General features: G+C 52.4%; 9 protein-coding genes. All 9 read right to left on the bottom strand.

Features of this window, described 5'->3' with window-relative positions; all coding sequences use genetic code 11:
* Positions 1 to 3,546 (bottom strand): chromosome segregation protein SMC, encoded by a 3,546-nt coding sequence (gene smc / locus BLQ36_RS03740; protein ID WP_074514044.1) that lies wholly within the window; start codon positions 3,544 to 3,546, stop codon positions 1 to 3.
* A gap of 16 nt (positions 3,547 to 3,562) precedes the next feature.
* Complete coding sequence (locus tag BLQ36_RS03735) at positions 3,563 to 4,471, bottom strand: LysR family transcriptional regulator (protein ID WP_074514043.1); 909 nt, start codon at positions 4,469 to 4,471, stop codon at positions 3,563 to 3,565.
* A gap of 198 nt (positions 4,472 to 4,669) precedes the next feature.
* Entirely contained in the window at positions 4,670 to 5,059 is a 390-nt protein-coding gene (locus tag BLQ36_RS03730; protein ID WP_074514042.1) for a response regulator, read from the bottom strand.
* Entirely contained in the window at positions 5,056 to 6,792 is a 1,737-nt protein-coding gene (locus BLQ36_RS03725) for an ATP-binding protein (protein ID WP_074514041.1), read from the bottom strand. The genes BLQ36_RS03730 and BLQ36_RS03725 overlap by 4 nt, the downstream gene beginning before the upstream one ends.
* Positions 6,782 to 8,344 carry a chemotaxis protein CheB gene (locus BLQ36_RS13520; protein WP_074514040.1) on the bottom strand — a complete coding sequence of 521 codons (1,563 nt, stop codon included), beginning with the start codon at positions 8,342 to 8,344 and terminating at the stop codon, positions 6,782 to 6,784. Before BLQ36_RS13520 ends, BLQ36_RS03725 begins: the two co-directional genes overlap by 11 nt.
* The gene (locus BLQ36_RS03715) at positions 8,344 to 10,044 is read right to left on the bottom strand and encodes a methyl-accepting chemotaxis protein (RefSeq protein WP_074514039.1); all 1,701 of its coding nucleotides are present in this window, start codon (positions 10,042 to 10,044) and stop codon (positions 8,344 to 8,346) included. Before BLQ36_RS03715 ends, BLQ36_RS13520 begins: the two co-directional genes overlap by 1 nt.
* Positions 10,031 to 10,543: a chemotaxis protein CheW gene (locus tag BLQ36_RS03710; protein ID WP_074514038.1), complete on the bottom strand. Its 513-nt coding sequence runs from the start codon at positions 10,541 to 10,543 to the stop codon at positions 10,031 to 10,033. The genes BLQ36_RS03715 and BLQ36_RS03710 overlap by 14 nt, the downstream gene beginning before the upstream one ends.
* A 14-nt stretch (positions 10,544 to 10,557) precedes the next feature.
* The gene (locus BLQ36_RS03705) at positions 10,558 to 12,690 is read right to left on the bottom strand and encodes a chemotaxis protein CheA (RefSeq protein ID WP_074514037.1); all 2,133 of its coding nucleotides are present in this window, start codon (positions 12,688 to 12,690) and stop codon (positions 10,558 to 10,560) included.
* A gap of 198 nt (positions 12,691 to 12,888) precedes the next feature.
* Positions 12,889 to 14,076: a pyridoxal phosphate-dependent aminotransferase gene (locus BLQ36_RS03700; protein ID WP_074514036.1), complete on the bottom strand. Its 1,188-nt coding sequence runs from the start codon at positions 14,074 to 14,076 to the stop codon at positions 12,889 to 12,891.
* Between the last annotated feature and the right edge of the window lie 55 nt (positions 14,077 to 14,131).

Raw genomic sequence — 14,131 nt, 5'->3', positions numbered from 1 at the left:
TTATTCTATATCATCCAGTTTGACGGACAGTATCTTGGATACACCCGCATCTTCAATGGTGACGCCATACATGGTGTCCACCGATTCCATCGTGCCCTTACGATGCGTTACGACGATGAACTGCGTATTTTCGGCAAATTCCCGCAGGAACGAACCAAAACGAACGACGTTTGCTTCATCAAGCGGCGCATCGATTTCGTCCAGTACCGAAAACGGCGATGGACGATAGCGCAAGAACGAGAACAACAGTGCAATGACAGTCAGCGCGCGCTCGCCGCCTGAGAGAGCCGAGAGGTTCTGCCGCTTCTTCTGGGGCAGGGTCACCAAGATATCGACACCGGTGTTTAACACATCGTGTTCATCCAAAAGCTTCAACTCGGCCTTGCCACCGCCAAAGAGGCGCACAAAGATATCGGCAAAGTAAACCTGAATCTGGGCAAAGGCTTCTTTGAACTGTTTGGTCATCGCTTCATCCATATCGGCGATGATATGTTCCAGATTTTCCTTGGCCTCAATCAGGTCTTTTGCCTGCCCCTCCATGAAGTCATGGCGTTTTTGCTGTTCCTCATATTCTTCCAAGGCATTGGGGTTGACCGGGCCCAGTTCTTTTATCTTGCGCTCCAATTCCTTCATGCGATGATGCACCGCTGGCGGTTCCATATCCAAGGCCTCTTCGGCAGCTCGCTCCGGCGTAAGTCCATATTCCGAAAGGATGGTCTCCTGCCATTCTTCCAAGGCCAGCTGGAGTTTCGTCTCGATGATTTCCAGCTTGTGGACATGATCCTGGGCCTGATTGAGCTTTCTTGCTGCCTCATGGGCATCCTTGTCCGCCTGCTGACTCTCCGTAAGCTTCGTCATGCGCTGGGCATAGAGCTTATCATGGGCCGCCTGTCCCTCGGCAAAGAGGTTCTGCCAGTTCGCATTCTGCCCGCGGATGACTTCGAGGCGGCTGACACTTTCTTCCAGGCCTGCCACCAACTGCCGCTCCTCGGCCTCATTATCCCGCAGGGACTGCTCGCTGCGCTCCTTATCCCGGGTTCGCAAGAGCAAATGCTCCCGCGACCGCAGGGCTTCCTGCTCCAATACCGCCCGGTTGACTTCGCGCTTCTGGATGTACTCGGACAAATCGTCCGCATCCTGTTCCAAGTCTTCCAGTTCAATAGCTGCATCTTCCGCAGCGTGATCCGCTTCGTCGAACTCACGCTGGGCAGTTGCCACCGCTCTTGCTGCCAGGGTGCGCTTTTCCTGAATCTTGGCAAAGGTCGCCTTGATTTTTTCTGCAGCCTCTTCCAACTCGTTAACGGTCAAATTTTGACTTGTCAAATTCTCGGTCAGACGCTCCCGGCTCACGCGAAGCTCAGCCCGATGGACGTTGGCCTCGTGGAGGGCCTCCATGGCTTCATCCTGCCGTTTGGCGGCCTCCACCTGGGCCTGCTCAGCGGCCTTTCGCTCAGCCACGAGGGTTTCCAGCAATTTTTTCCCGCCCGCCAGCTTTTCTTTGAGTTCTTCAATCTCACCACCGCGGTTGAGGAAACTGGACTCCTGATGCTGACGGCTTCCGCCCGAAAGGGAACCGCCTGGATTCAGCAGTTCGCCCTCCTTGGTGACGATGCGGAGTTTGTAGTTGTGTTTTTTCGCCAGTTTAAGGCCGTTATCCAGCGTATCTACCACCAGCGTCCGGGATAGCAGGAAGTCCACAATCTTGCGGAACTTATCCTCCGTCTTTACCAGTTCGCTGGCCCAGCCAATCACGCCTTCATTAGCTGAAAAGGCGATATCCTTGGGCGGCCGGGATACGATGGTGGACAGTGGCAAAAAGGTCACACGCCCCTGCCGTTCCCGCTTCAAATACGCAATAGCAGCTTTAGCCGTATCGGTATCTTCGGTGACGATATTTTGCAGGTTGCCTCCTAGGGCGATTTCCAACGCCGTCACATAGTCGCGGGGAACATCGATAAGCTCCGCTACAGCACCGGCTACGCCAGTACGCCAGCTCTCCCGGCTTTTTAGCACCGCCTTGGCGGCTTTGCCAAAGCCCTCATAATCTTGTTGCATGCGGGAGAGGAACTGAAGCTTGCTTTCCGCCGACTTTATCTGCTGACTTGTCTCATTGTAGCGCTGCTGGCAATCGGCCATCTTCTGGGCCGCTTCCCGCTGGGCAGTCTGGGCCTGCTGCTGCTCAGCTACCCGCGCTTTTATTGCCTCATCCTGCTGATGGATTTCCGCTGTGAGCTGCTCCTGCAAAGTTTCCAGCCGCTCTAGTTCCTGCCGGGCTTCCAAAAGGCTTGCCTGCCGGGCTTCCTGGTCCCCGCTGCCGTTTTCAATATCCCGCTCGATAAGAGCCAGTTCCTGCTGTTTCTGGGTTAGGTCCGCCTGGGCCTTCTCCCGTTTCTCGGCAGCGTTTTTATCGACTTCTTTCTGTTCCCGGATGCGGTCTGCAATGCGTTTTGCTTTCTCCTTTTCCTGGCTTAGCAAACTATCCGCCAACTCCAAGTCTTTTTTCTGTTGGGCTTCTTTTTCCGAAAGCTTCGCCATATCAGCCACGGCCTGAGCCACCTCATGGTTGAGCTCCTGGCGACGGGCAAGGATTCGCGCCTTTGCCGCATCACTTTGCTCCTGCCGCTCCTGCAGTGCAGCCATCTCGGTGGAAGCTGCTTCGATTTTTTGCCGGATGGCCTCGTTTTTATCGGCCTGTTCCTTGAGCTGCTGCTCAAAGTCGATGATTTCCTTGCCCAGCTGTTCTTTCCGGGCAGCCACCGCCTTAACCTTCGTCTCCGCCGCTACCGCCGCATCCCGGGCCTCAGTCAGTTTGCCATCGTTATCCGTTTTGCGCTGGCTTTCCCTGGCATAGTCCTGGGCCAGCTTCGTCATCTTGCATTTCCGGTACTCCTCGTCGAGTTCATTGAACACGCGGGTTTTCTCGGCATGACGCGCCAATGGCTCAAGCTGATTCTCGATTTCGTTTATAATATCCTGTACGCGAATCAGGTTATTTTCCGTATCCGTGAGCTTGCGCACCGACTCCCGCTTGCGGTTGCGGTACTTGGTGATACCCGCCGTCTCCTCGAAGAAGGCCCGGCGCTCCTCCGGACGGCTGTTTAGGATATCATCGATGCGGTTCTGGCCGATGATGCTCATACCATCGTGGCCAATGCCCGTATCGGCAAAAAGATTATAGATATCCTTCAAACGGCAGCGGGAACGGTTGATATAGAATTCACTCTCGCCACTACGATAAAGCCGGCGCGTGACCACAACTTCCCGAAAATCCACCGGCAGTGTGCCATCGTTGGCAAAAAACAAGGATACCTCAGCCACACCGAGGGCCTTGCGCGATGCCGAACCCGTGAAGATGATGTCTTCTGCCTTGGTTCCACGCAAATTGCGGACATTCTGCTCACCGAGAACCCAGCGGATTGCATCGGTGATATTACTCTTGCCCGAACCATTCGGCCCAACGATTGCCGTGATGCCCTTGTCAAAATCTATCGTTATCTTATCCGCAAAGGACTTGAATCCATATGCCTCAAGACGTTTTAATTGCACAATCTAACCTGCCTCTTCAACAATGCCGGAAATGCTGCTGGAAATCCGGCGTCTCCGTATATTCCTTCATAAACTGCATGAACCGCGTATCGGCCCTGGATAAATTCTTATTCTCGCCCCAGAACAACGACGCCTGCACCCCCATAACCGGCGATAGTGGCCTACGCACAAAGATGCTTTCCATCTGCGTTACGAAATTTGGCAGCACCGAAATCCCGCTGCCATTGGCCACCAACTGTTTTATGGTCTTGAGCTGCGACGTGCACAGAACGATATCCGGCACATAGCCATACTCCCCACAGTGATCCATAATCTGACGATACTGATAAGTATTGGGCTGCTGCATGATGAACTTCTCATGGCGAAGTTCCGCAAAGGATACCGATGGCTCTTCTGCCAGTGGATGTTCCGGCGGCAGGCAGAGCACCATGGTATCCTGCAGCAACGGCATGGCATGCTCCGGATGTTCCTCATCACTTCCCATGACAATGCCGAAATCCAACTCGCCATTTTCCGCCCGCTGACGCACTTCATCGGAATCGCTATACTCCTGCACGTCCAGCATGACATCAGGTACCTGCTCCTTGAACTTCATAAAGAAGTCCGGGAAAAGATACCCCTCCACCATCGGCGGCATACCAAAGTGGATGATGTCCTGCCGATCTGAGCGATACCGCATCATGTCTTTTTTCGCAAAGGCCGCATCCTGCATGATTCGCTGGGCGTGAAGCAAAAACACCTTTCCCTGCTCGGTGAGACTTACATGCTTCTGGCTGCGATTGATAAGCATCACTCCAAGTTCTGCCTCTAATGCCTTGATGGCTTTGGTGACTGACGGCTGAGACACATGCAGTGCCTCAGCTGTCCGCGTAAAGTTCTCCAATTCACTGATGGTACAAAAATACTCTAATTGCCGAAACTCCATCAATAGACCCCCATACACGCTACCCCTGGCTTGCAATAGCTTCATTCAGTTTATTTCCGTTGTGCTAAGAATCTTATATCTATTCTCTAACAGATTCTCATTTTATGCACAATTCTAGATAATTTCATTTTATCATAGCCACAAGGCATTATCCAGTGAAAAAGAGCCTTTCCCGGAAGAAAAGCTCTTTCGCATTCACTATTCTTTTATCAAGCCGAGATTCTTCATAACCAAAGTCACTTTATCGGTATCAATTGGCTTAGCCGCATAGGCATCACAGCCTAATTCCAATGCCTGATCCACGTATTCCACATCCGCCAGCGCCGTCATCATAATGATGTAGGTATGCTGCAACTGATGTTGTTTTTCCAATACCCGGATGGCCTTTAATAGTTTTAAACCATCGATGCGGGGCATCATGATATCTAAGCATAACAACTCGTAGGGCTGCTTATCCTTTATCGCATCCATGAAAAGGTCCAAAGCCTCCATGCCGTCCACTGCCACATCACATTCCCCGTAGTTTCCCAAGAACTTCTTGAGGAAAATCCGGCTGAGCCGGTCGTCCTCTGCAATCAGTATTTTCATGTCGCATCTCCTCCATCTTCATCGAGACGCTGTTCGCAATAGGCAAGCAAATTCGCAATATCGCTGATATCCGTCTCTTCTTCCTTGGCTGGTGCCTCTTGTTTTTCGCTATCAGTATTCCAACGATCATTGATGAACACCGAACGTTCCTGACTCTCTTCATCTTCACCATCTGCTTCATAAAGGGGAATCCAGAAGGTAAAATTGCTGCCGCAAAGGGGCGCCGAATGCACGCTGATTTCACCGCCCATAGCTTCCACAAGGTCTTTCACAATCATAAGCCCCAACCCAGTGCCGCCAAATTTTCTGGTGGTGGAACCATCCACCTGGCTAAAGGGCTGGAACAATTTCTTCTGTTCCTCAAAGGACATACCGATTCCCGTATCATGTACGGCGATGTTTAGCACCGGCATCTCTTTGCGAAAAGTCTTGGACACCTCCACGGCCACGCCGCCTTCACCGGTGAACTTCACAGCATTGGTCAGCAGATTATGCATAATCTGACGGAACCGCATCGGGTCTCCGGTGATGAACTGGGGGATTCCCCGCAAATCCGGCAGTCGGAAGAACAACCCTTTGCCCTTCGCCACCTTGCGGTGAACGGTGCATACCCGCCGCATAGTCTTATGCAGGTCAAAATCCAGGGATTCCAGCTCCATCTTCCCACAGTCTAATTTGGAAAAATCGAGAATATCGTTGATGATTCGCAATAAATCCTCCGAGCACTGCTTGGCACTCATGAGATTTTCCCGCTGCTCTTCCGTCAAGTCGGTATGCAGGGTCAAGTCAATCATGCCATTCATCCCATTGATAGGAGTGCGGATTTCATGACTCATATTGGCCAAGAACTGACTCTTCGTCCGGCTGGCTGCCTCAGCCCGCTCCCGGGCCTCTTCCAAAGCATCCTCCCTTTTTTTGCGCTGTGAGACGTCAATCATAGTGACAATCGTTTGCTTGCCGATTTCCGCCGACCAAGCCTGAGAAAAAAACATCCGCAGCCATATTTTCTCCCTGCGTCGAATGCTGTGCATCGCTGCGGTAATCTGGCTTGTATACCCTTCCGTAGCAATCGCAGTTTCTATCTGATGCCGAATCGGGCAGGTTGCACAGTATTGTCCATGCCCGCATCCCCCCTCAATGCTATTTTCACAGCGAAAGACATCGCCAAACTGTTTTCCCACCGATTCCTTATAAGTCGTCTCCATAGTTTCAAGGCCAGCATCGTTAATATCGATAATGGCCCCCTTTTCATCGAGGACACACAAGCCTACCTGTGCAGCCGAAAACACCGTCCGCATGTAGACATGATCCGCCTCAATGCGAACCTCCAGCCGGCGAAGGTGGGTCACGTTGCGAAGAATCACTGCGCAGCCTACGATTTCCCCTTCATCCAGATGCAGCGGCGAACAGGTTGCCGACAAAAAGATTGGTTTCTGCTGCTCCCCACGAAAGATACCGATATTGCGCGCCAACCCCACCGAGCGCTTCTCAGCTAACGCTACCTTCAACGGACTATCAAAGCTGCGTCCTGTCTTTAAATTCACCAGTGGGCACAGTTCTCGAAAGGCACAGCCAATCACCTGTTTTTCTTCACAGCCTAAAATGCGTTTTGCCATTTTATTGATATAGGTGACACGCTCCTCCAAATCCGTCAGAATCAACCCATCCCCCAGGCTTCCCAACAGACCGCGCAAAACGGAATCGGGTATCTGTCCTTGTACTTCATTGCCCATCGCTTTCATCCTTTCCAACAGAACCCTGCTGATGTGACAAACTCATAATGCATCCAGCCATGGCCGAAAGTGGCAGCTGACGCATGACTGCCCCCCGTTCAAAAGCCGCCCGGGGCATGCCGTAGACTACGCTGGAAGCTTCATCCTGTCCAAGGGTACGCGCCCCCTGTTGCCGCATTTTCAACAGCCCTTCGGCGCCATCGCTGCCCATCCCCGTAAGGATTACCCCCAACGCCTCAGCCCCCGCTGTCTCGGCCACGGAATCAAACAACACATCCACCGAAGGACAATGGCCGCTCACCTGCTCCGTGCCACGGCAGTAAACGAAAAACTCGCTGCCCAACCGCCGCACCCGCATCTGCCGGTCACCTGGGGCCACATAGATATGATTGGGCTGCAAGCGCTCCCCATCCACAGCCTCGGCAGCGGTAAATTCCGACTCATTATTGAGCCGTTCTGCAAATAACCGGCTAAAGCCATAGGGAATGTGCTGAACAATGACAATAGGCGGCAGTGGCGGCCGCAAGCCTTGGATAAGGCTTGCCAGAGCCTCCGTGCCCCCGGTAGATGCTCCCAGTGCAATGAGTTTTATTCTCTTGGGCGGCTCCACGCCCTCATCCTTGCCAACGGCCTGCCTTGCCAGCTGCAGATTGTGCTGCATGCCGGCAGTTGCTTCCCGCGTCCGCTGGTATATGCCTGCCAGATTCTGCCGTGGTTCGCTGGGCGCCGCATCCAAGGGTTTGCGATAAACCGACGGCATCACATACTGAAAGGGCGCCGCCTGACGCTCTACCGTTTCGGAATGTCCCACGAAAAGATAGCCGCCTGGCTCTAGATACTCATAAAACTGCCGTACCAGCCGGTTTCGAACCTGGGCATCGAAATAAATCATGACATTCCGGCAGAAGATAACATGGAAGGGCTTTTTGAAGGGAAAGCCCGGCGTCATCAGATTAAAGGGCCGGAACAACACCTGCTGCCGTATCCCATCATTGACCTGCATCTTCCCACTGCCCACGGCATGGAAATAACCGCGCAGCCAGTTATCCGGCATGCCAACCAGGGATTCCTTTTCGTAGATTCCCGCCCTGGCTACTTCTAACACCTCCGTCGATAGGTCGGTAGCCAGCAAGGTCTTTTCCCACCGGGATCCTTGCAGGCCAAATTGATCCTGCATCAGCATCGCCAGCGTATAAGCTTCCTGCCCTGTGGAACAAGCCGCGCACCAGGTACGGATATCGCCATCCTGAACCGATGATGCAATCCAGGGCAGCACCGTATCCCGATAGAACCAGAAATGGTCCGCCTCACGCATAAAAAACGTATGGTGCGTGGTAATAGCCTCGGCCAGCGCCTTTAAGAGCTTTCCCGTGCCATCTTGTTTCAGGGCCTTCAAGAAGCCTGCGGCATCGTGATATTTGGCCGTCTCCTCCCCTTCGTGGAACAACCGTTGCAGACGGGATTCCAAGAGTGCCTTTTTCTCCCGTGGCAGCTGGATGCCAAATTCACGATCCACAATGCTCGCATATGCCAGAAATACCGAATCTTCCATCAGTACTTCCCAAATCCTTCCTCATCATCGTCAAATTTGTACCCTTTTGGTTCGGCAGGCTTTGCCGCCGGTGCCGGCAGCGGTGCCGGGCTTACAGCCGCACGGGCCACAGGTTTTGGCGGTGTAAAGCTTCCCGTCCCCCGCGAACTGCCTGGTGCCAAACGGAATTGGTCAGCCGTCTCACGCAGCCGGGATGCCTGGGCATTGAGCTGCTCGCTGGCCGATGCCGCCTGCTCCGATGTTGCCGAATTTGCCTGTACCACCTGCGATACCTGCAATACACCCTGGTCAATCTGCTCTAAGGCCAGCTTCTGTTCACTGGAAGCCTTGGCAATGGAGCTTACGATATCGGCCACTTCCGAGACATTATTCATGATTGTCATAAGGGCCTCAGCGGTCTTACCGGCAATAGCCCGGCCAGATTCCACCTTCGTAATGGAATCCTCGATAAGCTCCGTGGTTTCCTTGGCTGCCTTGGCACTGCGTGCAGCTAGGTTCCGCACCTCTTCCGCCACCACGGCAAAGCCCTTGCCATGCTGTCCGGCACGGGCAGCCTCCACGGCGGCATTGAGTGCCAGGATATTGGTCTGGAAAGCGATTTCATCAATCACCTTGATAATCTTAGAGATATTAGCCGAAGACGTATTGATATCTTCCATAGCCGCCAGCATTTCCTTCATATCCGCATCCCCAACCGCAGCCTGCTGGCGGGCTTGTATCGTAAGATTATTTGCCTTGTCAGCATTTTCCGCATTGCTGGCCGTCTGGGACGAAATCTCCGAAATCGACGCCGACAGTTCCTCCACCGAAGAGGCCTGCTCGGCAGCGCCTTGGGAAAGGGATACACTGGCCTCGGAAACATTACGCGAACCTGCCGCCACCTGCTCCGCCGCCACATGAATATTGTTCATGGACTGATTGAGATTTTGACGCATACTCTCAAAGTGCGCCACGGCCAGGGCAATTTCATCGTCTCCTTCCGACTTCATAGGCTGACTGAGGTCACCGCCTCCAATCACTTCAGCCGCGTCAGCCATGCGGTTGATGCGATCGCTGATATTGCGGGCCAACCGCAGACCGAAGAACATCGCCAGGATGACCACAACCGTGATATTGATGACCGAAATCAGTATGGCTTTATCGATTTCCTCTTTGATTTTCTTAAACTCTGCCTGGGTTCCCTTATTGCCCATCTCCATCACCGAGTCAAAACTCTGGGCCAGTTTATATCCCGTTTCCGATGCTTTTTTCGCCTCGGGCAGATTCTCCACTGGTGCCCCCGGTGCTGACTGAGCTTTAATCAAGGCATCGCGCTGGCTGCGGAAGGTATCAATCTGCCCGCGGATGTCGCTCATCACCCTTTTGGCCTCAGTCGAAATAGCCCGTTTTTCCAGTTCGCCAAAGACCACATCCAGTTCCTTATCGCATTTCTGCATATTGGTCAAGGATTCCTGCCGCAGCATCGGGTCAACCCGGGTCAAAAAACGCGTATACTCGTTGCGGGACTCGGTAAAAAGTTTCCCTGCTTGTGTCGCCAGTGTTGCCGCATAGGCATCTTCGTCATAAACCTTTTGATACTGTTCACTTACCGAGCTCAAAAGATAGAGACAGCAAGCAGCGGTAAGCACCACCAAAGCACCGAGTATTCCGGTCAAAGTCACTAATTTGGTACTGATTTTCATATTCTTAAACAGTTCCATGTTCTGTCCCTCTTTCCTCATTCATCCCGCTGAGCATCTTCTCTTCTTCCACATCAAATAATTTTTCCCAGTCCAGTAAAAGTACCACCTTCGCATCCGGCAGCTTGCCGATATTCCGTATATAGCGATTGCTGGCAGCCTTCAGTTCCGGCGGAGCCACAGTCTGGCCTTCCGGTATGGACAGCACTTCGCTGACCCCATCGATAATAAGTCCCAGCAGTATATCCTTGACCTCAATAACGATGACACAGGTACGATCCGTATAGGGCCGGAACTCCCGGCCAAACCGCAGTCGCATATCGATAACCGGAATGATTTTACCGCGCAAATTGATAATACCGCGCACATAATCCGGCACCTCCGGTACCTTGGTAATGGGCAGGATGCCAATGATTTCGATAACTACGCGGATATCGATGCCATAGAGCTCCTCCCCCAACGTGAAGGTCAAATATTTATCCTTTTGGGTATCTTCCTCTTGCAGGAGTTCTTCATCCATTTCCGTTCCTCCTATTACTCAACCAGCAATCCCATAAGTTTTCCCGGGTCGATAATCAGGCTGATGCTGCCATCGCCCAAAATCGTACAGCCCGTGATACCAGTCATCTTTGTCATAGCCTGGATATACCCCGGTACCGGCTTTACGACAATCTGCTGAACCCCCACCAGCTCATCGGCAAAGATTCCCAAATAGTGGTCATCCGCCTCCGTCACCAGCAGAATCCCCTCCGTTAGCTGCTCCTTAGCGGTTCCAATATCATATAACCTGTGAAGCCGCACAATCGGACAGGGGCTTCCCGCCTCCATGAACATTTCCTGTCCCGATACATCCAGGAAAATATCTCCCTCCTCCGGCCGGAAGGAGCGGCGAATTGAGCTAATGGGTATCGTATACCCAGAGCCCCCCACCTTAATGCACATTCCTTCCACAATTGCCAGCGTCAGAGGAATCCGGATGATGGTTACGCTTCCCTTGCCAGGATTGCTGTCCACCGTTATCGTTCCGCCCAAAGCTTTGATATTCGATACGACGACATCCATCCCAACACCGCGGCCGGAAAATTCCGTGACCTGTTCCTTCGTCGAAAACCCCGGTGCAAAAATAAAGCTATAGACCTCCTGATCGGTATATTCCTCCTCTGGTTTTGTCAGGATTCCCTTCTCCCTGGCCTTCTTCATGATGCGGTCGCGGTTCATGCCGCCGCCATCGTCTTCAATGCGAATGACGACCTCACCACCGGCATTTTGTGCCGACAGCACCACGGTTCCCTGTTCCGGCTTACCGGCATCCACGCGCACATCGGGCATCTCAATGCCATGGTCGATGGAATTGCGGATGATGTGCATCAACGGGTCGCCAATATGTTCCGTGACATTCTTGTCAACCTCCGTATCCGCTCCCACCAATACCAGTTTCGCCTGTTTGCCAAGTTTTTTGGTCATATCCCGCACGATGCGGTTCATCTTCTTAAAGGTTGCTTCCAATGGCACCATCCTTAGTGCCATGACGCGATCCTGCAACTCGCCGTTTATCTTATGCAGCTGCCGGGCCGCCTTATCGAAATTCGAAAGCTCCATTCCGCGAATATCGGGGTTCTGGGTCACCATCGATTCGGCAATGACCATCTCCCCCACCAATTCCATCAGACGATCGAGTTTATCCACCCGGACGCTAATCATTTGGGATTCGTGTCCATCATGCCCCGCTTGCTTTATGGGGGCTGGCCGAGGTTTGGCCTCAGGTTTTACCGGCACAATCGGCGAGGATTCTTCCACTACCTGGACAGCTTTCTGCTTAGGCGTCGGCCAATACTCACACTCAGCTGTCGACGAAAGCTCCGTAAGTTCCAATCCCGTCAGACACATCGTCTCATCCAACAGCTTGCGAACCTCTTCCACACCCAGTCCCGTGGTAAACCAGAGCTTGAAGCCCTCTTTGAGGATGGTATCAGCCGCCGTTTCATCCTCAATAATCTTTTCCGGCAGATAATGGAGCTCCCCTGCCTGATCCTCCAACCGATTGATTACCCCAAAGGCACGAACCTCTACCATGCCGCCCTCAGGGTCAAAGTGCAACACAGCTTTATAGACATGATTGCTGCCAGATTCCGTCTTGACCTCTTCGGGTTTCACCGCCTGGATAAAATACTGCTGCTTGGCAGGCTCTGCCGGTTCCGCCGCTTCTACCGCTTTGGGTGACGTCTTTTTCGCCTTGCGCAAATCCACATCGGGGTCATGGCCATTTTCCAATTTGAAATTCCGCAAGAATTCCTGGGTGGATTTTTGCAGTTCCTCACTGGAGGCATCCGGCTGAGCTCCACTGTCAAGCTTATCCATCTCCCCATTCATAAAATCCACAGCCGTCAGTACGATGTCCGTCACGGCCGATACATCAATTTTCTCCGGATGCAGCTCCCGGATATAGAAGAAGATATCCTCCACCGCATGGGCTAGATGCGAGATTTCATCGTAGAGCATCATAGCCGCCGAGCCTTTGATGGTATGCATGGCCCGGAACACCTCATTGACATCCTCTGGCTGGAAGCTGCCGCTGTCCTCACTTGCAAGCGCGACCTGCTCCAACTGCTCTAGGAACTGACGCGTCTCGTAGATAAAGACCTCTACCATCGGTTCATTTTCTGCCACCAGTCATCACTCCCTTACATCAAAAATCCAATTACCGGACATTATCATCACAAACCTTCCTTTTATTTGTGATTTTTCAAACAATTCTAACATGTATATTCGCTCTCAGATGTCAAATTCCTGTCAAATCCCAGCAAATATATCTTTCCTACATATAAAAAAATGACCTGTCAATTGACAAGTCATTTTCGAAAGATCTTACTTCTTATATTCCTCTGCCAGCTTCTTGAACAGTGGCAGGGATTTTTCGATGGTTTCGGTCTTGATGCAGTAAGCCGCGCGGAAATAGCCTGGGCAGCCAAAGTCGGTACCCGGCACGAGCAAAAGGTCATATTTTTTCGCCCGCTCGCAGAATGCGTAGTCATCTTCCTCCAAGCATTTCGGGAAGAGGTAGAAGGCGCCTTGAGGCTTCACGCACTCAAAGCCAGCATCGATAAGCCCCTGATAGAGCATCTGACCGTTCTTGACATAGGTGGAAATATCCGAAGGCATATCCGCACAACGTCCAATGACCAGCTGCCAAAGCGACGGCGCGTTAACGTGGGTGAGCACGCGGGCAGCACCGGCAATCGAACCATATACTTTACCAAAATCAGCCACCTCATCGGGAACGATGATGTAACCGATACGTTCGCCTGGCAGGGAGAAGGACTTGCTGTACGAATAGCAAACCAGCGTATTGTCATAGAACTTCGGCACATAGGGAACCGTATAGCCCTCAAAAGCAATCTCGCGGTATGGTTCATCAGAAATGATGAAGATGGGGTGATGATACTCCTCTTCTTTCCGGCGCAAAATCTCCGCAAGTTTTTGAATAGTCTCCTCCGAATAGACAGCACCACTGGGATTGTTCGGGGAGTTGACAATAACCGCCTTGGTATGATTCGTCACGAGTTTTTCAAAGGCCGCAAAATCAATCTGCCAATCAGCAGGCTGTGCCGGCACCACCACCAGCTTGCCCCCCACCGACTCAACAAAGGCACGGTACTCCGGGAAGAAGGGGGCAAAGGTGATAAATTCATCCTCCGGCTGGGCCAATGCCTTAAAGCAAATCGTAATGGCCGCTGCCGCACCAGCCGTCATAAAGAAATTCTTCGCCGCAAAATTCGTGCCGAAGCGCTTGTTGACGCTATTGGCCAATGCCTCACGGGTCTGTGGGGCACCTGGAGCCACCGTATAACCGTGGACAGCACTAGGCTCCATATTCGTCAGAATATCGACAGCTGCTGCCTTGATAACCTCCGGCGTCGGCACATTGGGATTGCCGAGGCTAAAATCGTAGACATTTTCCTCCCCCACTTCCGCTGCCCGCTTGCGACCAAATTCGAAGATTGTGCGGATTGTGGATTTCTTTGTACCGAGTTCATACATTTTTTGATTAATCATGGCGATACTCCCTCTATATGTAAACAATATCTTTTGTAAAAAAACACTGTTTACA

The sequence above is a fragment of the Selenomonas sp. WCT3 genome (assembly GCA_900100835.1).
Lineage (GTDB): Bacteria > Bacillota > Negativicutes > Selenomonadales > Selenomonadaceae > Selenomonas_A > Selenomonas_A ruminantium_E.
Note: the sequence above shows the minus strand (reverse complement) of the source record. Positions and strands in the feature narration are given on the sequence as shown.